Raw genomic sequence first — 21,462 nt, forward strand, 5'->3', positions numbered from 1 at the left:
GAGAGGGTTAGGGAGAGGGGGAAACCACGGACTCCGAATCTCCTCCCCGGCCGGACAGCTCTCTCACCCGGCGGGAGAGGGAGTAAAACGTGCCACGGTTGAGGCTGGGTGGTTCGCTTAGCCTGAAAATACGATAACGACGCCAAACGGTTCCCTCTCCCGGCGGGAGAGGGTTAGGGAGAGGGGGAAACCACGGACTCCGAATCTCCTCCCCGGCCGGAAAGCTCCCTCTCCCACAGGGAGAGGGAGTAAAACGTGCCACGGTTGAGGCTGGGTGGTTCGTTTAGCCTGAAAATACGATAACGACGCCGGACAGTTCCCTCTCCCGGCGGGAGAGGGTTAGGGAGAGGGGAAACCACGGACTCCGAATCCCCTCCCCTGCCGGGGAGGGGATTCGATGTGATTACGACACCAGCAGTTGGTTCATCCGACGGATAAACAGGTTCGGATCTTCCAGCGTGCCGCGCTCGGCAAACAGCGCCTGATCCAACAGCAGTTCCACCCACTCTTTGAACTGGCCTTCGTCCTCGGTGTCCGCCGTGCGTTTCACCAGCACGTGATCCGGGTTCAGTTCAAAGATGTATTTCACTTCCGGCACTGCCTGACCCGCTGCGGCAAACAGTTTTGCCATCTGGGTGCTCATTTCGTCGTTGTCGGTGGTGACGATGGCTGGCGTGTCGGTCAGACGGTGGGTCAAACGCACCTCTTTCACGCGCTCGCCCAACAGGTTTTTGACGCGTTCAACGAACGGCGTCAGCGCTTTTTCCGCTTCTTTAACGCTTTCGTCAACTTCGTCGGCCAGCTTGTCCAGCGATTCGTCCGCTTTCGACACTGACTGGAACGTTTTACCGTCGAACTCGGTCAGGTAGTTCATCATCCACTCGTCAATGCGCTCGGAAAGCAGCAGCACTTCGATGCCTTTCTTACGCAGCAGCTCCAGATGCGGGCTGCTTTTCGCCGCCGCGTAGCTGTCGGCGGTGATGTAGTAGATCTTCTCCTGCCCTTCTTTCATGCGTGAGACGTAATCGGCAAGCGACACGGTTTGCTCGGAAGAGTCGGTATGGGTGGAGGCAAAACGCAGCAGTTTGGCGATCGCTTCCTGATTGCCGTGATCTTCCGCCGGGCCTTCTTTCAGCACCAGACCAAACTGTTTCCAGAAAGTCTGGTATTTTTCACCGTCGTCTTTCGCCAGTTTTTCCAGCATTTGCAGAACGCGTTTGGTCAGCGCGCTGCGCAGGTTACGGGTGACGGTGCTGTCCTGAAGGATTTCACGGGAGACGTTCAGCGGCAGATCGCTGGAGTCTATCAGGCCGCGCACGAAGCGCAGGTAGTTCGGCATAAACTGTTCGGCGTCGTCCATGATGAAAACGCGCTGCACGTACAGTTTCAGACCGTGCTTGTGATCGCGATTCCACATGTCCCACGGTGCCTGCGACGGGATATACAGCAGGCTGGTGTACTCCTGCTTCCCTTCCACGCGGTTGTGGCTCCAGGTCAGCGGATCGGTGAAGTCGTGGGCAATGTGCTTGTAGAACTCGGTGTACTCTTCGTCTTTTATTTCAGCACGGTTACGAGTCCACAGCGCCTGTGCTTTGTTGATTTTTTCCCAGGAGACAACGGTTTCCCCGTCCTGCTCTTCCTGTTTTTCAATCTCAACCGGCAGCGCGATATGGTCGGAGTATTTGCTGATGATCGAACGCACGCGCCAGTCGTCGAGGAACTCGTCTTCGCCTTCACGCAGGTGCAGCGTGATTTCTGTGCCGCGATCCGCCTTGTTGATATCGGCAACGGTGTATTCACCTTCGCCAGCGGATTCCCAGAACACGCCGTTTTCAGCCGCATCGCCCGCCGCGCGGGTGCGCACGGTCACTTTGTCTGCCACGATAAAGGCAGAGTAGAAGCCCACCCCAAACTGGCCGATTAACTGGCTGTCTTTCGCCTGATCGGACCCCATTGATTCGAGGAATGATTTGGTACCGGATTTGGCGATGGTGCCCAGGTGATCGATGACATCGTCACGGTTCATCCCCACGCCGTTGTCGGCGATGGTCAGGGTGCGCTGCTCTTTGTTGAAGGAGACGCGCACGCGCAGTTCGCCGTCGCCTTCATACAGATCCGGGTTCGACAGCGCGCGAAAACGCAGCTTGTCCGCCGCATCCGAGGCGTTGGAGATCAGCTCACGCAGAAAGATTTCTTTGTTGGAATAGAGAGAGTGGATCATCAGATGCAGAAGCTGTTTTACTTCTGACTGGAAGCCGCGAGTTTCTTGTCCTTTCATGTCGAAAATACCTCAATGCCAATTACAAGGTAAAAAAGCGTTGAGAGGGAAATGGGGATAGCGGAGAGGTATTTCAAGCGGGAGCAAAAATTTCTGCTCCCGTTTGGTTAAAAACGAATCTTGTGACGCCCGGCGAGCGAGTGCGACAGCGTGGTGCCATCGACCATTTCCAGCTCGCCGCCTACCGGCACGCCGTGGGCAATGCGACTGGCTTCAACCCCATATTGCCCGCAAAGTTCGGCGATGTAGTTGGCGGTGGCTTCACCTTCCACCGTCGGGTTGGTGGCGAGGATCACCTCTTTGAGCTGCTCGCTTTCCAGACGCTGCTCCAGTCGGTCAAGGCCGATATCACCCGGACCGATACCGTCCAGCGGCGAGAGGTGGCCCATCAGCACGAAGTAGCGCCCGGAAAACTGACCGGTCTGCTCAATGGCGTAGATGTCCGCCGGACTCTCCACCACGCAGATTTGACCGTTTTCCCGCCGACGCGGATTCGCGCAGATGTTGCAGACTTCCTGCTCGGTGAAGGTGCGGCAATCGGCGCAGTGGCCAATTTCCGACATCGCCTTCGTCAGCGACTGTGCGAGGCGCATTCCGCCGCTGCGATCCCGCTGCAACAGCGTAAACGCCATGCGCTGCGCCGACTTCGGGCCGACGCCCGGCAGGCAGCGCAGGGCTTCCATAAGCTGAGTTAACAGCGGGCTGGTTTGCATCAGAACGGCATCTTCATACCCGGCGGCAACTGCATACCGGAGGAAACCGAGGCCATTTTCTCTTTCTGGGTTTCATCAATACGGCGCGCCGCATCGTTGAACGCCGCCGCGACCAGATCTTCAAGCATATCTTTGTCGTCTTCCAGCAGGCTTGGGTCGATCTCCACGCGACGGCAGTTATGCGCACCGTTGATGGTCACTTTCACCAGACCCGCGCCGGATTCGCCGGTGACTTCCAGCTGCGCGATCTCTTCCTGCATTTTCTGCATTTTTTCCTGCATCTGCTGGGCCTGTTTCATCAGGTTACCCAGACCGCCTTTACCAAACATAGGCTTCTCTCTCATTGAGGGTGGACGACCGCACGCCGGGCGCGCGATCAAATGGGGCGAATACTCTCTTCATCCAGATCCGCATCAAAGAAACGACGCAGCGTCTGGATGTTGTTATCCGCATTAATAGCCTCACGCGCCTGCGCGAGTTTTTCTTCATAGATCGCCTGCCGCCACTCCAGCGGCGTGCGAATCGCCGGATTATCATCTTCAATGATAGTGAGTTCAACCGGCTTACTGTATAAAGCGCTCATCGCTTCCGCCAGTCTTTGCTGCGCACCGGCGGAGTTGAGATGACGCTGGGCAGGACGCAGATGCAGGCAAACCGCATCGCCGTTCTGCTCTTTCCAGGCGTTCAGCGCCACCTGTTCAACCAGTTTTGGCAGCTGAAGCTGTTTTACTTCCGCCGCCCACGGATCGCGCTCCATCGCTTCGATCGCCAGTTTTTCTGCCAGCTCCGGCGTTTTTTCATGTTCCAGCGCTTTTTTCAGCGCTTTCGGCGTGGCGACGACTTCTTTCACTACGTCGTTGACGATGGTCGCCTTCCAGCGATACGCCTCTTTTTTCGCCGGGGCCGCATCCTGCGCGGCCTGCGCCGGGCGGGACTGAAGGCGTTCAGAGACCGAAGCCAGCCTTTCCAGCGCCGCATTATTCACCGGCCGCGCGCGGGAGGCGGCAGCCGGTTCATTCTTTTTTGGCTTTGCAGCCCCCTGCGCACGCTGAAGCTGATGACGGGCCGCCAGTACCTGACTGGTGGTTTCCGGTAGGGCTTCATGCGCTGGCGGCGGTGCGGCTGGCGACGGGGGAATTTGGGTCGGCGACATCACCGCCGTCGGCGCTACCGGGGCAAAGGACTGCTGTACCCCTTCCGGCTCTGGCAGCGGCATTTGCGGATGGAAAGCCAGCGCACGCAGCAGCGTCATTTCCACGCCCATGCGCCGATCCGGGGCATACGGCAACTCTTTGCGACCTATCAGCAGCGTCTGGTAATAAAGCTGGATGTCCGCTGGAGGCACAATCCGCGCCAGTTCGCGCATCCGCTGCTCAATGGCGGCCATATCTGCGCCCAGCGCCGACGGCGAAAGCTGTACCATCGCGATGCGATGCAGCAGGCTTTGCATTTCGACCAGCAGCGCGTCCCATTCAATACCGCGCAGCGCGGCGTCGTTGACCAGCGACATGACGTTTTCGCCGTTAGCGGCAATCAGCGCTTCAATCAACGACAGCGCCTGATCGTCGTCCAGCGTGCCGAGCATGGTGCTGACGGCGGCGGTCGTGAGCTGTCCGTCGCCGCTGGCAATCGCCTGATCGGTGAGGCTTAGCGCATCGCGCAGGCTGCCGTCCGCCGCGCGGGAGAGTAACTGCAGCGCGCGCGGTTCGTGGACGATTTTTTCTTCATCCAGGATGTGTTCAAGCTGATGGCGAATTTGTTCGACATCCAGCGCTTTAAGGTGAAATTGCAGGCAGCGCGACAGAATAGTGACCGGCAGCTTCTGCGGATCGGTGGTCGCCAGCAGGAATTTAACGTGCGCGGGCGGCTCTTCCAGCGTTTTTAACAGCGCATTGAAGCTGTGACGCGAGAGCATATGGACTTCATCGATCAGGTAGACCTTGAAGCGTCCGCGCGCGGGAGCGTACTGAACGTTGTCCAGCAGATCGCGGGTGTCTTCAACTTTGGTGCGCGACGCGGCATCAATTTCGATGAGATCGACAAAGCGCCCCTGCTCAATTTCACGGCAGTTGTCGCAGACGCCGCACGGCGTAGCGGTAATGCCGGTTTCGCAGTTCAGCCCCTTCGCCAGCAGACGGGCGATAGAGGTTTTACCGACGCCACGGGTGCCGGAAAACAGGTATGCGTGATGAATGCGCCCTAACGATAAGCCGTTTGCCAGGGCGGTCAGCACGTGTTCCTGGCCGACAACGTCAGCAAAGGTTTGTGGACGCCATTTTCGGGCTAAGACCTGATAACTCATTGGCTGGCTCTGAAAGGCTGGAAGGTGGATTCACGAAGGGTAATGCTATCACAACCTCACAAAGACAGCGAGGTCATGTCTGCGCGTAATACGCCAGGTGTTATCGTTGCCGCCAGTTTGGTTACGGCCAGCGCGCAGAAATCAGAGCGTACAGAGAGTACGTGAGGATTTCGAGCCCTGCCCGGAACCAAAATGGCAAAGAAGATAGCCTGAAGATCAATGACCGGGGAAGGAGACCAGGCTGTAGCTGGTAATACCCTGTTTTTCCAGACGCTGCTCACCGCCCAGATCGAACAGATTGATGATGAACGCGGCATCGGTCACTTCGCCACCCAGACGGCGGATCAGCTTGACGGTGGCTTCAATAGTGCCGCCGGTCGCCAGTAAATCGTCCACCACCAGCACTTTATCGCCAGGCTGGATCGCATCGACGTGGATTTCCAGCTGGTCGGTGCCGTATTCCAGTTCATAGCTTTCAGCGATCGTTTCACGCGGCAGCTTACGCGGCTTGCGGACCGGAACAAAACCGACGTCCAGGCCGAGCGCAACCGGCGCGCCAAACAGGAAGCCGCGCGCTTCGGTGCCGACGACTTTGGTGATCCCGGCGTTTTTATAGCGCTCCACCAGCAGTTCTATGCTGAGAGCATACGCTTTCGGGTCTTCCAGCAAGCTGGTGACATCGCGGAAAAGAATGCCAGGTTTCGGATAATCCTGGATGCTTTTGATGCTGTTTTTCAGAAATTCAAGCTGCTGTGCAGTTGCGGTCATAGATATATGCCTGATTCATACGGTGTTACTCACAGCGCAGCCGAAAGAGATCAAAAGAAACATTTGTTTAACCTTTGACCAGGCGCGCCCGTGCTCGAAAACGGTCGAATTTACTGGCTGCGCGCGACAATTGCAACAGTGATTATGGCACTTCAGTGCTTTTGTTGTTTTGCATCAACCACCGGGATCCGCCACATGAAAATCAGCAGGCAGCTTAAAATCACCAGCAGCAGGATGCGCACCCAGAGGATTTTGACCAGCCACAGGGAGAGAGCAAAAGTCAGGATAATGACGATAATCGCGCGCGGCTTAGCGCCGGGCGGCATTGCACGATACATCTGCCAGTGGCGCAGATAACCGCCAAACCATGAGCGGTACAGCAGCCAGTGATGAAAGCGCGGCGAAGAACGCGCAAAACACCAGGCCGCGAGTAAAATAAAAGGCGTGGTCGGCAACAGCGGCAGAAAAACGCCGAGCGTGCCAAGGACTACCGCCAGCCAGCCAATGATGATTAGAATAGTGCGTCGCATAGACCGAATCGTTACGTAACTGAATGGCTAATGTAGCATAGCTGTTGTCATTTTCATGGAGAGTATGATGAAAACCACCCGGCTACTGCATATTCTGCATCAGCAGCTCGAAGAATTACGCGCTCGCGTAGCGCCGCTGGGCCATCACGCGACCCTGAGCGCCCGCTTCGATCGTCATCTTTTTCAGACTCGCAGCACGCGCCTTCAGTCCTGCGTTGATGAAGCCGAAATGCATTACGAGGAACTGTGCCGGGCGATTGAGCTGCAGCAACTGCCGCAGGTCGCGTGGCTGGCAGAACATCTGAGCGCCCAGATTGAGGCCATTACGAAGGAAACGGCCAGCTGGTCGCTGCGCGCCTGGGACAGCGGTTCCCCGGCTATCGCCAAATGGCAACGCAAGCGGCTTCAGCATCAGGAGTTTGAACGCCGCCTGGTTGAGATGAAGCAGCAGCGCATCCGGCAGCATGCCGAAGCCACGACGTTAAGCGATCAGCAACGGCTGGCGCGTGAAATCGAGGTGTTTGATGGCCGCCTGACCCGCTGCCGCCAGGCGCTGAATGAAATAGAACAGGTTCTGGCGCGCCTGATGCGCTGACCACAGGAGAGAGCATGTCACTGGAAAACGCCCCGGATGAGGTCAAACTGGCGGTAGATTTAATTATGCTGCTGGAAGAGCACGCGATTGCGCCGGAGACGGTGTTGAAAGCGCTGGCGATTGTGCAGCGCGACTTTGAAAAAAAGCTTGCCCCGCCACAGGACGTCTGAAGCAACGGGGCAGCGCACGTCTGTAATGCCAGTCACTTAAAGCATTTTTATGAATAAAGATTCATATTTATGCCTGAAAATAAAGCGAAGGAGTCAGGCTTTCAGCCAAATTTATCTTCTTCTGAGGATCGAGTCATCGGGGCTGGTTTTCTTCAGTACCTGGTCCAGGGAGAGGGGAGGCTCTGTACCCACAACTCCCCCTCTCCCCAACCCTCTCCCTCAAGGGAGAGGGGGAAGGACGTGCCCCAGGGTCAGGTTTGGCAGACCACTTAGCCTGAGTAAAAATGACAAATCCAGTCACGACGCCAGACTGTTCCCTCTCCCGGGGCAAAGGGGGAAGGACGTGCCCCGGGGTCAGGTTTGGCAGACCACTTAGCCTGAGTAAAAATGACATATCCAGTCACGACGCCAGACTGTTCCCTCTCCCGGGGGAGAAGGCGAAAAATCGACATCAGACTTTCAGCCAGGTTTATCTTCTTCTGAGGCTCGAATCATCAGACCTGCTTTCCTTAACTGACCAGCATTAGAGCGCACGTCTGCCCCCTTTCGCTTAGCGTATTGCCGCTGCCGGATCGTCACCGTTAACTTCGCGCTTCACTTCCAGATGCTCCTCGCCCTTTTCATTACGTAAATGCACTTCGAGCTGATTGAAAGCGATATTAATGTTGTTTTCACGGCACAGCCTGTCGATGGTGCGGTTAAGCTCATCAACGGTATAGCTACGGTCGCGCAACTCGCGCACATACAGGCGCAGTTCATGATCCAGCGTACTGGCACCAAAAGTGGTAAAGAACACCGATGGCTCAGGATCGTGCATGACTTTCGGGTGATCTTTCGCCGCCTTCAGCAGGACCTCTTTGACTTTATCGAGATCGGAACCGTAGGCCACGCCGAGGCTTATCACCACGCGGGTAATGGTGTCGGAGAGCGACCAGTTGATCAGCCGTTCGGTCACAAACGCTTTGTTCGGGATGATCACCTCTTTACGGTCAAAGTCGGTGATGGTGGTCGCGCGGATGCGGATCTTGCTGACCGTTCCGGAATAGGTGCCGATAGTGACCGTATCCCCAATACGCACCGGGCGCTCGAAGAGGATAATCAGGCCCGCTACAAAGTTACCGAAAATCTCCTGTAAGCCAAAACCCAGGCCGACCGACAGCGCCGCCGCCAGCCACTGAAGTTTATCCCATGAGACGCCGAGCGATCCGAAGACCGTCATCGTTCCCACTACCAGAATGGCATAGTTGAGAACGGTGGTAATAGCGTAAGACGCCCCCTGACGCATGTTCAGCCGCGAGAGCACCAGCACCTCCAGCAGACCCGGCAGGTTGCGGATCAACGCCCACGCGACCATCGCCGCCACCAGCGCAAACAGCAGGCTGCCCATAGTGACGTTTTTAATCACGCTAACCCCGGCTTCGCTGGCGTTGTAATGCCACAGCGTGATGCTGTCGAGGTAGGTAAAGACGGTGATTAAATCCGACCAGATTGTCCAGAACACCACCGCGAACAGGGCCAGCATTACCAGCATCGTGATGCGCAGGGTTTGCTGACTGACCTGTTCCAGCGCCATCGCCGGGGCATCCAGCGGCTCTGCCCCCTCAGCACCTTCTTTAATCAGGTGCTGACGGCGGGCCAGCGCACGACGCCAGGCAATACGCCGCGCCGCCACGCTTAACCCACGCAGCACCGTCTGGTAGAGCAGATTCCAGACAATCACCAGATACACCGTTTCGATCCAGCGACCGGCCAGGCGCAGCGTGGTATAGAAATACCCGGTCGCCGTCAGCACCATCAGCGCAATCGGCACCATCGACAGCACGGAGATCGTCACCAGGCGGATGCCGCGTGATTCTTTATCGCGCCAGCTATCGACAAACACCGGCCAGGTCAGAATGGTGATCACCAGCAGATTGAAGAAAATCACCAGTTGCCCAAGCACGTCATCCATCAGATGCAGCGGGGAAAGCTCAGAAACCACCGACCAGAAATGCAGCGGTAGCAGCGCCAGGCTGATACGCACAATCTGCCGCCGCCAGTGGCTGGTAAGCTGGGCGGGCATATTAAAATGGCGAATGGCAACGCCGTCTTTTTCCAGCACCTTCCAGCACAGGCCGAAAATCAGCCAGTACATGGTGAGTTTTTTACTGAACGCCCACAGCACGTCGCTGATGCTCAGCTGCATGGTCAGCAAAATCAGTCCCAGCGCCAGAATGATCAGACACACCGGCAAAGCGCGGATCAGATCAATCAGGATCGCCTTCGGGGTGTGAAGCTGGCTGTCATGGCGCAACTGCCCAACCTCGGAGGCCAGTTTTGCCTGCCACCCTTTCAGCCAGTGCAGCCGCCAGCGAATCAGCCCCGCGATCAGCAGTAAAGGCAGACCCGCAAGGAACGCGATGAACACGGCGGGCCAGGCCTTTTCCCAGTTCACGGTGATTTTCATGGCCTTGAACTGTTCATGGACACCACCCGGAAAGGTTTTGAACCAGTCCCAGTTCATCGGTTTATTACTGCTAACCCAAAAGATTTGCTGGGTCAGAATATCCTTTAGATTTTTGGACACGCTCATCAGCTGCTGCTGATTAATTTGCAGGTTGATCGCCATCATCAGATGATTGCCGAGCTGTTTATTCAGCTGATCCAGCAATTCCCGGCGCATCTCGACGATCTGAAGTAACGCATCGTGCTCTTCAGGACCGGTTTCTTTTTCGTGCCCCTCTTCCAGCTTCGCCACGAAGGTGTCGCTCTGGAAAAGCGCGTCGCGCTGCTGGTTAATTTCAAACTGCTCAAGACGCAAATCGGCAATGCGGTTGGTCATATCTTCCAGTTCGTCTGCCGACGGTAGCGTCTGCTGCTGCTGATATAAAATCCGGGACAGTAACAGGCTGCCTTTCAGCACGGCGATCTGTTCTTTAATATTGCGCTCCGACTGTAACGCCCGATCCAGCCAGTTTTTGACTTTGATATTGCGTTGGACCAGATCGTTGCCGCTTTCGGTCGCCTGGATCAGACGCTGGCTAAGCTGCTGGTTGACGTCCATCTCCTGCTTCACCAGCGGATTCATCTGGATACGGGCGGTTTCGTCCGGCGTAACCGCTTCTTCCGCCGTTTTTTCGGTCAGGGTCAGACGCTTATTATTTACTGCCGCCTGTAATAGCTGAAGCTGATGCTCGAGGCGGTTACTGTTGGCGGTCACGTAGTCGCGCTGCTTTTGTAGCATATCCTGAAGAACGGTATTGCCTTCGAGGCTTTTACGTTGCTGATCGAGCTGGGCGTTGAGCAGCGCCTGCTGCGCCGTCAGGAGCGCTTGCTGTGAGGGCCGCAGCGCTTCTTCCCCGGAGATATTAAGGTGATTGCGGATCTGCTGAAGCTGCTGCGAGGCGGTAGACATGGCGTTTTGCACGCGCTCCGGCTGGGTTTGCAGCGACACCAGCTGGCTGTTGTAGGTCGCCAGCTCGTTTTGCGCAACCTGCAAATCATCCAGCGTCTGGGCGACCCGCGCCTCAAGCTGACGCAGTGAGAGCGTGGTCAGCGTTTTACGGGTTTCATCGTCATTATCTTTGTCGCTCAGCGCGCTCTGCCCCTCGGCGACCTGGCGCATTTTTTCGGGAGCCTGCGCCACCCGCTGCTTTAATTGGGCGGTTTCATCTTTTACGCGTTCGATTTTATCGAGGACATCCAGCGTCTCGGTCAGATCCTGCTGGATGAGTTTGTCCTGCGCGGAAAGCTCTTTTTGTTTGCTCAGATTCGTTAACTGCGTCTGGATTTCCGCGCGGTCGCTAAGCTCATTCGCCGCCTGGGCACGCGCCTGAACCTGTGAAAAACAGCCGAAAAAAAGCACCCACACCAGCATTATTATGCGGGTGGTATTTGGTAAATTTGCGTTGTGCAGCATAGTATTAGCGTGATTTGTGAATAAACCGGCATACCGGGGATTATGGCGCTGGCAGAATATCACGGCGCAGGGAGCCTGAGTAGCATCCCCTTTAAAAATCGTGGTTAAGCGTTGAGTGAATCAGGCTGACTTGCGCAAAGTGGGACAATGCTGAAACATTTCCAGCAAAATCTCGACGAAATCGTGGGCGTCCTTTTTTAAATCGAAAGAATCGGGCGCAAACAGCCAGTTTTCCATGATGCCCGAAATATAACAGCGCATCAGGATCGCGGCGCGACGGGTCAGCAAACTTTCCGGCAGCACGCGAGCCTGGATACACTGCACCAGCGTTTGCTCGATCCGGTCATAGCTTTCGAGGCACAAACTGCGCTGGGCCTGCTGTACCACCGCCATTTCGCCCACAAATTCACATTTATGGAAGATAATTTCCATCATTAAGCGCCGCCGTTCAACGACCACCGTCGCTTCAAGGATATAAATTAATATCTCTCTTAACACTGACAGTGGATCGCCGGGGAATTTTGCCTGATACTCAATCTCGAGGTCGGCAATGCTGGACTCTGACAATTCCCATATTTCACTAAAAAGTTCAGACTTGTTTTTGAAATGCCAGTAGATAGCACCACGCGTCACCCCTGCGGCTTTGGCAATCTCAGCCAGCGAGGTTGAAGAAACCCCCTGCTGAGAAAACAGACGCATCGCCACGTCCAGAATGTGCTGGCGTGTTTCAAGTGCTTGTTGTTTGGTTTTTCGTGCCATAAGCGGGTGAATTTACACAGGTCAGATTTACATACATTTATGAATGTATGTACCATAGCACGACGATAATAGAAACGCAGCAATGGGTTGGTGGATGCGTGATCCATTGATCAATTTGAAATCGGACACTTGAGGTTTACTTATGAACAAAAACAGAGGGTTTACGCCTCTGGCGGTCGTTCTGATACTTTCAGGCAGCTTAGCCCTAACAGGATGTGACGACAAACAGGAACAACAAGGAGCACAGCAGATGCCGGAAGTCGGTATCGTCACGCTCAAATCTGAACCTCTGAAAATAACAACTGAGTTACCAGGCCGCACCAGCGCTTTTCGCATTGCGGAAGTTCGTCCCCAGGTCAGCGGTATCATCCTGAAACGTAACTTTACTGAGGGTAGCGACGTTAAAGCCGGTGTCTCTCTTTATCAGATCGATCCCGCCACCTATCAGGCCGCTTATGAAAGTGCGAAGGGAGATTTAGCCAAAGCAGAAGCTGCCGCGAAAATTGCCCAGGTGACGCTGAATCGTTACCAGAAACTGATCGGCACGCAGTACATCAGTAAGCAGGATTTCGATAGCGCCCAGGCCGATGCTCAACAGGCCAGCGCTGCCGTGGTCGCTGCGAAAGCCGCCGTTGAAACCGCGCGGATCAATCTTGCCTATACCAAAGTGACCTCCCCCATCAGCGGCCGGATTGGTAAATCCTCCGTGACCGAGGGCGCGCTGGTGCAAAGCGGGCAGACCAACGCACTGGCGACCGTGCAGCAACTCGATCCGATTTATGTTGATGTGACCCAGTCCAGTAACGATTTCCTGCGCCTGCGTCAGGAAATGGCCAACGGCACGCTGAAACAGGAAAACGGCAAGGCGAAAGTCGAAGTCATTACCAACAACGGCGAGAAATACGCCCAAAGCGGCACGCTGGAATTTTCCGACGTGACGGTCGATCAGACCACCGGTTCAATCACCCTGCGCGCCATTATTCCGAACCCGGATAACACGCTGCTGCCAGGCATGTTCGTGCGCGCCCGTCTGGAAGAAGGGACCAACCCGAACGCGCTGCTGGTGCCACAACAGGGCGTGACCCGCACGCCACGCGGTGATGCTACCGCAATGGTGGTCGGCGAGGGCGACAAAGTTGAAGCCCGGCAGATCACCACTTCCCAGGCAATTGGCGACAAATGGCTGGTCACCGATGGCCTGAAAACCGGCGATCGCGTGATTGTGACAGGACTGCAAAAAGTGCGTCCGGGCGCTCAGGTTAAAGCCCAGGAAGTCACTTCTGACAAAAAAGAGCAAGCTTCGGCCGGTGCCCAGTCAGAACAAACTAAGTCTTAACTTAAACAGGAGCCGTTAAGACATGGCTAAGTTTTTTATCGATCGCCCCATCTTTGCATGGGTCATCGCGATCATCATCATGCTGGCAGGGGGGCTTGCGATCCTCAAATTGCCGGTGGCGCAATATCCAACGATTGCACCGCCAGCCGTTACGATCTCAGCCACCTACCCAGGCGCAGATGCGAAAACGGTGCAGGATACCGTCACGCAGGTTATCGAACAGAATATGAACGGTATCGATAACCTGATGTACATGTCCTCCAACAGTGACTCCACCGGTACGGTGCAAATCACGCTGACGTTCGATTCCGGGACGGATGCAGATATTGCCCAGGTACAGGTGCAGAACAAATTGCAGCTGGCGATGCCATTACTGCCGCAGGAAGTTCAGCAACAGGGCGTAAGCGTTGAGAAGTCGTCCAGTAGCTTCCTGATGGTCGTCGGGATCATTAACACCAACGGCACCATGACCCAGGAAGATATTTCTGACTATGTGGCCGCCAATATGAAAGACGTCATCAGCCGTACTTCCGGCGTGGGTGACGTGCAGCTGTTTGGTTCGCAGTACGCCATGCGTATCTGGATGGACCCGAACAAGCTGAATAACTTCCAGCTAACGCCTGTGGATGTGATTGCGGCGATTAATTCGCAGAACGCCCAGGTTGCCGCCGGTCAGCTGGGCGGTACGCCGCCGGTGAAAGGCCAGCAGCTTAACGCCTCCATTATCGCGCAAACCCGTCTGACCTCAACGGACGAGTTCGGTAAGATCCTGCTGAAAGTGAATCCTGACGGTTCTCAGGTTCGCCTGAAAGACGTGGCAAACATTGAGCTTGGCGGTGAAAACTACGATGTGGTGGCTAAGTTTAACGGTCAGCCCGCCTCCGGTCTTGGGATCAAACTGGCGACCGGCGCAAACGCGCTGGATACCGCCACCGCGATCCGTGCTGAACTGAAGAAAATGGAGCCGTTCTTCCCGTCAGGGATGAAGATTGTTTATCCGTATGACACCACGCCGTTCGTGCAGATCTCGATTCACGAAGTGGTGAAAACGCTGGTCGAAGCGATCATTCTGGTGTTCCTGGTCATGTATCTGTTCCTGCAAAACTTCCGCGCGACGCTGATCCCGACGATTGCGGTGCCGGTGGTTCTGCTGGGGACATTTGCCGTGCTGTCAGCCTTTGGCTATTCCATCAACACCCTGACGATGTTCGGGATGGTGCTGGCGATAGGCCTGCTGGTGGATGACGCCATCGTGGTGGTGGAGAACGTCGAGCGTGTGATGGCGGAAGAAGGACTGCCGCCCAAAGAGGCCACGCGCAAATCGATGGGGCAAATTCAGGGCGCGCTGGTCGGGATTGCGATGGTGCTGTCAGCGGTATTTATCCCGATGGCCTTCTTCGGCGGCTCGACCGGGGCCATTTACCGCCAGTTCTCGATTACTATCGTTTCGGCGATGGCCCTCTCGGTACTGGTGGCATTAATCCTGACGCCTGCGCTTTGTGCCACCATGCTTAAGCCGGTTGCTAAAGGCGGTCATGGTCATAATAAAGGCTTCTTCGGCTGGTTTAACCGCACCTTTGATAAGAGCACGCATCATTACACCGACAGTATTGGCAACATCCTGCGCAGTACCGGACGTTATCTGCTGCTGTATATCATCATCGTGGCGGGTATGGCGTTCCTGTTCGTTCGTCTGCCAAGTTCGTTCCTGCCGGATGAAGACCAGGGCGTATTCCTGACCATGGCCCAGCTTCCGGCGGGTGCCACCCAGGAACGTACCCAGAAAGTGCTGGATGAAGTGACCGATTACTATCTCAATAAAGAGAAAGCCAACGTTGAATCGGTGTTTGCGGTTAACGGCTTTGGTTTTGCCGGTCGCGGTCAGAACACCGGTATTGCCTTCGTTTCCCTGAAAGACTGGGGCGATCGTCCGGGCGATGAAAACAAAGTCGGCGCGATCACCGGCCGGGCGATGGGCACCTTCTCGCAGATTAAAGATGCGATGGTGTTTGCCTTCAACCTGCCAGCGATTGTGGAGCTGGGGACAGCCACCGGTTTTGACTTCCAGCTTATCGATCAGGGTGGTCTGGGGCATGAGAAACTGACGCAGGCGCGTAACCAACTGCTGGGCGAAGTGGCGAAACATCCAGACATGCTGGCGGGCGTGCGTCCGAACGGCCTGGAAGATACGCCGCAGTTCAAGATCGACATCGATCAGGAAAAAGCGCAGGCGCTGGGCGTTTCCATCAGCGATATCAATACCACGCTGGGCGCAGCCTGGGGCGGTAGCTACGTTAACGACTTCATCGACCGTGGTCGCGTGAAGAAAGTGTACGTGATGTCGGATGCGAAGTACCGTATGTTGCCGAGCGATATCGACAACTGGTACGTGCGCGGCAGCGATGGTCAGATGGTGCCGTTCTCCGCCTTCTCAACGACGCACTGGGAGTATGGCTCTCCGCGTCTGGAACGCTATAACGGTCTGCCGTCAATGGAAATCCTTGGTGAAGCCGCGCCCGGTAAGAGTACCGGTGAAGCGATGGATCTGATGGAAGAGCTGGTCGGCAAATTGCCTACCGGGATCGGCTATGACTGGACGGGGATGTCCTATCAGGAACGGCTGTCCGGCAACCAGGCTCCTGCCCTGTACGCCATCTCGCTGATCGTCGTCTTCCTGTGTCTGGCTGCACTGTATGAGAGCTGGTCGATTCCGTTCTCGGTCATGCTGGTCGTTCCGCTGGGGGTCATCGGTGCGCTGCTGGCGGCCACCTTCCGTGGCCTGACCAACGACGTTTACTTCCAGGTGGGCCTGCTGACAACCATTGGGCTATCGGCGAAGAACGCGATACTGATCGTGGAATTCGCCAAAGACCTGATGGAGAAAGAAGGCAAAGGGCTGATTGAAGCCACGCTGGAAGCGGTACGTATGCGTCTGCGTCCGATCCTGATGACCTCACTGGCGTTTATCCTTGGGGTTATGCCGCTGGTAATCAGCAGCGGCGCAGGCTCCGGCGCGCAGAACGCCGTCGGTACTGGCGTAATGGGTGGGATGGTCACGGCAACCGTGCTGGCTATCTTCTTCGTTCCGGTATTCTTCGTGGTGGTTCGCCGCCGCTTCAGCCGCAAGAATGAAGATGTAGAACATTCTCATCCCGTAGAACGGCATTAATCTCGCTGTTGCTAAAGGGCCGCATTTGCGGCCCTTTTTATTTGCCTGCTCATGATTATTTATGTCTGACAATTAACGGCGTAAGTTTACCCGTAAAGTATTAAGATATTTCCTGGTAATACGACTGTTTCTATAATGTATTCATTTCTGCATTTTCTACCCATATCTGAATTTCGCTGCATATCCTTTACCCACTGGCATTGAGAAAAGTATTAAAATGTCAGAATTGTAATTTTTCGTTCCAGAGCGGTGAAATCTTTTTGAGAGTAGATTATAGTTAAGGCATCAGGAGTGAGCGTTAGCTTCAAGGTTAGTGAGTTGTACCATCCCAAACGGTGTTCGCCAGTCGTTGTTTAAAACATTTATAAGGGGTGCGTTATGGACGAATACTCGCCAAAAAGACATGACATCGCACAGCTTAAATTTCTCTGTGAAAACCTGTATCATGAATGCATCGCCAATCTCGATGAGAGCAATCATGGCTGGGTAAACGATCCGACTTCTGCGATCAACCTCCAGCTTAATGAGCTTATCGAGCATATTGCTACCTTCGCACTTAATTACAAAATTAAGCACAATGAAGATAATAATTTGGTCATGCAAATTGATGAATATCTGGACGACACTTTTATGTTGTTCAGCAGCTATGGCATTAGTACGCAAGATTTGCAGAAGTGGCGCAAATCCGGTAATAACCTGTTTCACAGCTTTGTCAATGTGAGCCAGGCTAACCCGGTGAGCCTCTCCTGCTAAAATGATGATAATCAACAAGGTACATCTATGACTGACAAGGCATTAACAAAAACTGATTATTTGATGCGTTTGAGGCGCTGTCAGACAATTGACACGCTCGAACGCGTTATTGAGAAGAACAAATATGAATTATCAGATAATGAGCTGGCCGTATTTTACTCAGCCGCCGACCACCGTCTGGCTGAACTGACCATGAATAAGCTCTACGACAAAATCCCTCCATCAGTCTGGAAATTTATTCGTTAATACGCTTTTTATTTTTCAGGATATGAATTACGTCATGTTTCCCCCTTTTCCGTTTGTCTGCCAGATAAAATGTGAGTAATGTCACACCGGCTGATGGGGAACGTTCCCTGCGGCAGCAAGACCTTTTAAGGTATACCCCTTTAATGAGGAGTGCCGTATGAGTGAAGAAAAACGCAAAATGATTGCCGGTGAGCTTTATAGCCCGCAGGATGAGACGCTTAAGGCTGACCGTCTGCGCGCCAGGCATCTTGTTCATCGTTATAACCACACCGATCCTGACGAAGGCGCAGTACGTAAAGCGCTGCTGGGCGACCTGCTCGGCAAGGGCGAAGACGCGTATATCGAACCCAGTTTCCGCTGTGACTATGGCTACAATATCCACCTCGGCGCAAACTTCTACGCCAATTTTGACTGCGTGATGCTGGACGTCTGCCCTGTCCACATCGGCGATAACTGTATGCTGGCACCCGGCGTGCATATCTACACCGCAACGCATCCGCTGGACGCCACCGAGCGTAACAGTGGCGTGGAGCTGGGTAAGCCAGTGGTCATCGGCAACAACGTCTGGATCGGCGGTCGCGCGGTGATCAACCCCGGCGTGACGATTGGCAATAATGTTGTCGTTGCTTCCGGTGCGGTAGTGGTAAAAGATGTCCCGGATAACGTGGTGGTCGGCGGCAATCCGGCGCGGATTATTAAAAGCATACCCGCGTAACTGTTATGCTTTTTCGCAACTAATCTGTTACTTTTTGTTGGCTTTATTACAACCTAAAATGGGATGCTTCCCTGCGTTTGTAGAATAAGAAAGGCCAAAAATGACAGAAATACGGCGATTGCTGACCGATACCATTAATGAAATCAATACCCGCGAAAAGCGCGATAACCGTCCGCGCTTTAGCATCAGCTTTATCCGCAATCACCCCGGCCTGTTTATCGGTATGTACGTTGCCTGGTTTGCCACGCTGGTGGTGATGCTGCGCTCGGAAACCCTCGCCGATTCGGTGTGGCTGCTGGTGGTGCTGTTTATCCTGTTTAACGCCTTTTTCTTTTTTGACGTCAATCCGCGCTACCGCTACGAGGATATCGACGTGCTGGATTTCCGCGTCTGCTTTAACGGCGAATGGTATAACACGCGTTACGCCCCGCCGCAGCTAATCGAAAACATTTTGCATTCTCCGCGCGTGGAAGCGCCGTATAAAGCCCAGCTTGAGAAAATGATTGCCACCAAAGGCGATCTCTCCTTCTACGATATTTTCACCCTCGCCCGCGCCGAAGCCGCGCATTAGCGCTGTACCCTGGCTTTTTATGTCAGCATAATCAGCTATTGATGCAGAAGGAGAATATGATGAGCCAGCTTAATCAATTTGGTCAGCCGGTAGGCGATGCGCTACCGGACTGGCAGCCGCGTCCACACCCGGAACGGGTGACGCTTGAAGGGCAATACTGCCGCCTTGAGCCGCTGGATATCCAGCACGCCAGCGCCCTGTTTGCCGCCCATGCCAGTGCTGAAGATAGCCGTAGCTGGACGTGGCTACCGCGTGAGCCGGAGCAAAGCGAGGAAGAATACGCCCGCTGGGTTGCAAGCGTGCGCGCCCTCGGCGATCCGATCCATTTTGCGGTGATTGATAAGCGCAGCGGTACAGCGGTGGGAACGCTGGCGTTAATGCGGATTGATGCCAGCAATGGCGTGATGGAAGTAGGACACGTTCACTTTTCACCGCTGCTTCGTCAAACGCCGATGTCCACCGAAGCGCAGTGGCTGCTGATGCACTATGCCTTTGAGACGCTGGGCTACCGACGCTACGAATGGAAATGTAACATCCTGAATGAACCTTCGCGCCGGACGGCGCAGCGACTGGGCTTTCAGTATGAGGGGCGTTTTCGTCAGGCACTGGTCGTTAAAGGCCACAACCGGGACACCGACTGGTTTTCGATTATTGACAGTGAATGGCCGGAGATTAATCGGGCGCTGCAACGCTGGCTTGCCGCCGACAATTTTTCTGCCGACGGCAATCAGAAGCGCACCCTGCAAAGCCTGCGCGAGGTTTAACGTCTTTTCTTACGTCCCTGCACCGCTTTAAAGCGCGGATTCGATTTGCAGATGACGTACAGCCGCCCCTTGCGTTTGACGATCTGGCAATCGGGGTGGCGCTGTTTTGCGCTGCGCAATGAATTAAGAACCTGCATGATTAGCCCTTCTTAGCGTTAAGAAAGCGACCGTAGCGCTGCTGGAATCGTGCCGCGCTGCCTTCGGTATTCAGCGTTTTCTGTTTCCCGGTGTAATACGGATGGGAAGCGGAAGACACATCCAGCGTTACGTAAGGGTATTTCACCCCTTCCAGCTCGATTTCCCGATCCGTTTTAATGGTAGAACCCACTTTAAAATATTCGTCAACGCTGGTGTCGTGGAAAACCACGGTGCGATAGTGCGGATGGATATCCGGTTTCATGACAACCTCGATTTATATGTTATAACATAACAATACGGTAGCGCGTTGCCGGATAAAGATCAAGTGGGTTGTCGAAACGGAAAAGCGATCTGCGCGTAATGCGCAGATCGTGAAGAGAATTATTGCTCTTTCCCCACCAGCACGGTGGTCAGAACGAAGGAAAGGATCAGCGCTATTGCCACACCGGAAATAGCAAAGATAAAGTACGGGCCGATATAGGCAGGCAGGCTGAAAATGCTCGATAAAATATAGCCATACAGCCGCACGCCAAAGAAAGCGATAAACGCAGAGGCCAGCGAACTGGCTACCGTGGCGGCGATAAACGCTTTCTTATAGCGGGTCAGGACGCCAAACAGCGCAGGTTCGGTGATCCCCAGTAATGCTGAAATAGCGGCGGACAGGGTCACGGTTTTCTCCTGGCGGTCTTTGCTGATGCGCCAGATAGCAAAGGTCGCGCCCGCAATCGCCATATTAGCCATAAACATCATCGGCATCAGCATATCGTAGCCGCGATCGCTGAAGTTCTGTAGCGCGATGGGCGTCATGGCGTGGTGCATTCCGGTGAGGATCGCCACCGGGCGGATCGCCCCGACAATCAGCCCGGCAAAACTTGCCGAAACGCCAAATAATCCCTCAATAAAATACGCCAGCGCTTTACCCAGCCAGATGCCAATCGGTCCGATAATCACCAGCGCAGCCAGCGCCGCCAGAAACAGGGTCAGCGTGGGGGTAAATACCGTTTTAAGAACATCCGGCATAAAGCTGTCAACCCAGCGGTGAATATAGCTGAGCGCCAGTATTGAGAAGATCACCGGGATCACGCTGGAGGCATAGTTGAACACCGACACCGGCAGCACGTCCAGCAGCCAGAAGGCGCTTACCGCGCCGTCCTGATGGGCCGCCAGCGCTTTCGCCGCCTCAATGAGCGACGGATACATCAGGCAGGCCGCCACCGCCGCCGCCAGATATTCGTTGGTTTTAAAGATTTTCGCCGCCGATACCGCGAGGAAGAACGGCAGGAAATAAAATACGCCGCTGGCGATCAGGTCGATCACTACCACGGTATCGCTTTTGGCAGGCACCAGTTGTAACGCAATCAGCCCGGCCAGCAGCCCTTTGATCATCCCTGCCCCGGCGATAGCCGGCACAATCGGCCCAAATACGCCGGAGACGGTATCCATAAACAGCGACACCAGACCTTTACGCTCCTGCTTCTTCGCCGCCGGTTTCGCGCTTTCGTTATGCCCCAGCACCGCCAGCAGTTGCTCATACCAGCCGTTCACCTTCGGACCAATAATGATTTGAAACTGGTCGCTCTGAAGCTGCGCGCCCAGCACGCCGGGCAGCTTTTTAATTTCATTTTGATCAACTTTATTATCATCAACCAGATCAAAGCGCAGCCGCGTCATACAGTGCCAGACGTTGTTAATATTCTCTTGCCCGCCGACCAGACGGATAATACTGGTGATTGCTTCATCCATTCCCATACAGACTC

20 protein-coding genes and 1 other annotated feature are annotated in these 21,462 nt (G+C 54.8%); of the genes, 9 read left to right on the plus strand and 11 right to left on the minus strand.

The genetic code is table 11. From position 1 onward, the window contains the following. Window positions 1–403: 403 nt before the first annotated feature. From htpG to RT197_RS10370, 6 genes are all read right to left on the minus strand, one after another. Window positions 404–2,278, minus strand: a complete 1,875-nt coding sequence (htpG, locus tag RT197_RS10345; RefSeq protein ID WP_312950035.1) for a molecular chaperone HtpG — start codon at window positions 2,276–2,278, stop codon at window positions 404–406. Window positions 2,279–2,385: 107 nt separating this feature from the next. Then, complete coding sequence (gene recR, locus RT197_RS10350; RefSeq protein WP_312950038.1) at window positions 2,386–2,991, minus strand: recombination mediator RecR; 606 nt, start codon at window positions 2,989–2,991, stop codon at window positions 2,386–2,388. Beyond that, entirely contained in the window at window positions 2,991–3,320 is a 330-nt protein-coding gene (locus RT197_RS10355) for a YbaB/EbfC family nucleoid-associated protein (RefSeq protein ID WP_312950040.1), read from the minus strand. Before RT197_RS10355 ends, recR begins: the two co-directional genes overlap by 1 nt. 47 nt (window positions 3,321–3,367) lie before the next feature. Further along, window positions 3,368–5,293, minus strand: coding sequence for a DNA polymerase III subunit gamma/tau (gene dnaX / locus RT197_RS10360; RefSeq protein WP_312950041.1), 1,926 nt, complete (start codon window positions 5,291–5,293; stop codon window positions 3,368–3,370). Further along, window positions 3,971–4,035: a sequence feature (DnaX frameshifting element), on the minus strand. It overlaps the preceding gene by 65 nt. A 216-nt stretch (window positions 5,294–5,509) precedes the next feature. Further along, window positions 5,510–6,061 carry an adenine phosphoribosyltransferase gene (apt, locus tag RT197_RS10365; protein ID WP_312950043.1) on the minus strand — a complete coding sequence of 184 codons (552 nt, stop codon included), beginning with the start codon at window positions 6,059–6,061 and terminating at the stop codon, window positions 5,510–5,512. 152 nt (window positions 6,062–6,213) lie between these two features. Then, on the minus strand, window positions 6,214–6,591 hold the full coding sequence (locus tag RT197_RS10370; RefSeq protein WP_312950045.1) for a DUF454 family protein: 378 nt from the start codon (window positions 6,589–6,591) through the stop codon (window positions 6,214–6,216). A 67-nt stretch (window positions 6,592–6,658) separates the two neighbouring features. Between RT197_RS10370 and priC the strand changes: the two genes are divergently transcribed. Beyond that, the gene (priC, locus tag RT197_RS10375) at window positions 6,659–7,186 is read left to right on the plus strand and encodes a primosomal replication protein N'' (RefSeq protein ID WP_312950462.1); all 528 of its coding nucleotides are present in this window, start codon (window positions 6,659–6,661) and stop codon (window positions 7,184–7,186) included. Window positions 7,187–7,200: 14 nt separating this feature from the next. After that, the gene (gene rsmS / locus RT197_RS10380) at window positions 7,201–7,356 is read left to right on the plus strand and encodes a pleiotropic regulatory protein RsmS (protein ID WP_312950047.1); all 156 of its coding nucleotides are present in this window, start codon (window positions 7,201–7,203) and stop codon (window positions 7,354–7,356) included. 550 nt (window positions 7,357–7,906) lie between these two features. Here the strand turns inward: rsmS and mscK are convergent. Both mscK and acrR read right to left on the minus strand, forming a co-directional pair. Beyond that, window positions 7,907–11,212: a mechanosensitive channel MscK gene (gene mscK, locus RT197_RS10385; protein ID WP_312950465.1), complete on the minus strand. Its 3,306-nt coding sequence runs from the start codon at window positions 11,210–11,212 to the stop codon at window positions 7,907–7,909. A gap of 162 nt (window positions 11,213–11,374) precedes the next feature. After that, complete coding sequence (acrR, locus tag RT197_RS10390; protein ID WP_312950049.1) at window positions 11,375–12,013, minus strand: multidrug efflux transporter transcriptional repressor AcrR; 639 nt, start codon at window positions 12,011–12,013, stop codon at window positions 11,375–11,377. 142 nt (window positions 12,014–12,155) lie between these two features. On the opposite strand from acrR, the gene acrA reads away from it, so the two are divergent. The 7 genes from acrA (at window position 12,156) to RT197_RS10425 (ending at window position 19,567) form a co-directional block, all read left to right on the plus strand. Then, window positions 12,156–13,349: a multidrug efflux RND transporter periplasmic adaptor subunit AcrA gene (gene acrA, locus RT197_RS10395; RefSeq protein WP_312950052.1), complete on the plus strand. Its 1,194-nt coding sequence runs from the start codon at window positions 12,156–12,158 to the stop codon at window positions 13,347–13,349. Window positions 13,350–13,371: 22 nt separating this feature from the next. After that, complete coding sequence (acrB, locus tag RT197_RS10400; RefSeq protein WP_312950055.1) at window positions 13,372–16,518, plus strand: multidrug efflux RND transporter permease subunit AcrB; 3,147 nt, start codon at window positions 13,372–13,374, stop codon at window positions 16,516–16,518. Window positions 16,519–16,896: 378 nt separating this feature from the next. Next, window positions 16,897–17,271 (plus strand): Hha toxicity modulator TomB, encoded by a 375-nt coding sequence (tomB, locus tag RT197_RS10405; protein WP_312950057.1) that lies wholly within the window; start codon window positions 16,897–16,899, stop codon window positions 17,269–17,271. 27 nt (window positions 17,272–17,298) lie between these two features. Continuing rightward, a complete protein-coding gene (locus tag RT197_RS10410; RefSeq protein ID WP_049839846.1) occupies window positions 17,299–17,517 on the plus strand; it encodes an HHA domain-containing protein in 219 nt (72 codons plus the stop codon). A 157-nt stretch (window positions 17,518–17,674) separates the two neighbouring features. Continuing rightward, window positions 17,675–18,232, plus strand: a complete 558-nt coding sequence (gene maa / locus RT197_RS10415) for a maltose O-acetyltransferase (RefSeq protein WP_312950064.1) — start codon at window positions 17,675–17,677, stop codon at window positions 18,230–18,232. A 100-nt stretch (window positions 18,233–18,332) separates the two neighbouring features. After that, window positions 18,333–18,803, plus strand: a complete 471-nt coding sequence (locus RT197_RS10420) for a YlaC family protein (protein WP_312950066.1) — start codon at window positions 18,333–18,335, stop codon at window positions 18,801–18,803. Window positions 18,804–18,862: 59 nt separating this feature from the next. Then, the gene (locus tag RT197_RS10425) at window positions 18,863–19,567 is read left to right on the plus strand and encodes a GNAT family protein (RefSeq protein WP_312950068.1); all 705 of its coding nucleotides are present in this window, start codon (window positions 18,863–18,865) and stop codon (window positions 19,565–19,567) included. Here the strand turns inward: RT197_RS10425 and ykgO are convergent. The 3 genes from ykgO to RT197_RS10440 form a co-directional block, all read right to left on the minus strand. After that, window positions 19,564–19,704 (minus strand): type B 50S ribosomal protein L36, encoded by a 141-nt coding sequence (gene ykgO, locus RT197_RS10430; RefSeq protein ID WP_003859006.1) that lies wholly within the window; start codon window positions 19,702–19,704, stop codon window positions 19,564–19,566. The genes RT197_RS10425 and ykgO overlap by 4 nt on opposite strands. Window positions 19,705–19,706: 2 nt before the next feature. Next, window positions 19,707–19,967: a type B 50S ribosomal protein L31 gene (locus RT197_RS10435; RefSeq protein WP_312950071.1), complete on the minus strand. Its 261-nt coding sequence runs from the start codon at window positions 19,965–19,967 to the stop codon at window positions 19,707–19,709. Window positions 19,968–20,086: 119 nt separating this feature from the next. Beyond that, window positions 20,087–21,454, minus strand: a complete 1,368-nt coding sequence (locus RT197_RS10440; RefSeq protein ID WP_312950074.1) for a PTS transporter subunit EIIC — start codon at window positions 21,452–21,454, stop codon at window positions 20,087–20,089. Between the last annotated feature and the right edge of the window lie 8 nt (window positions 21,455–21,462).

The organism is Superficieibacter sp., from assembly GCF_032071645.1.
Lineage (GTDB): Bacteria > Pseudomonadota > Gammaproteobacteria > Enterobacterales > Enterobacteriaceae > Superficieibacter.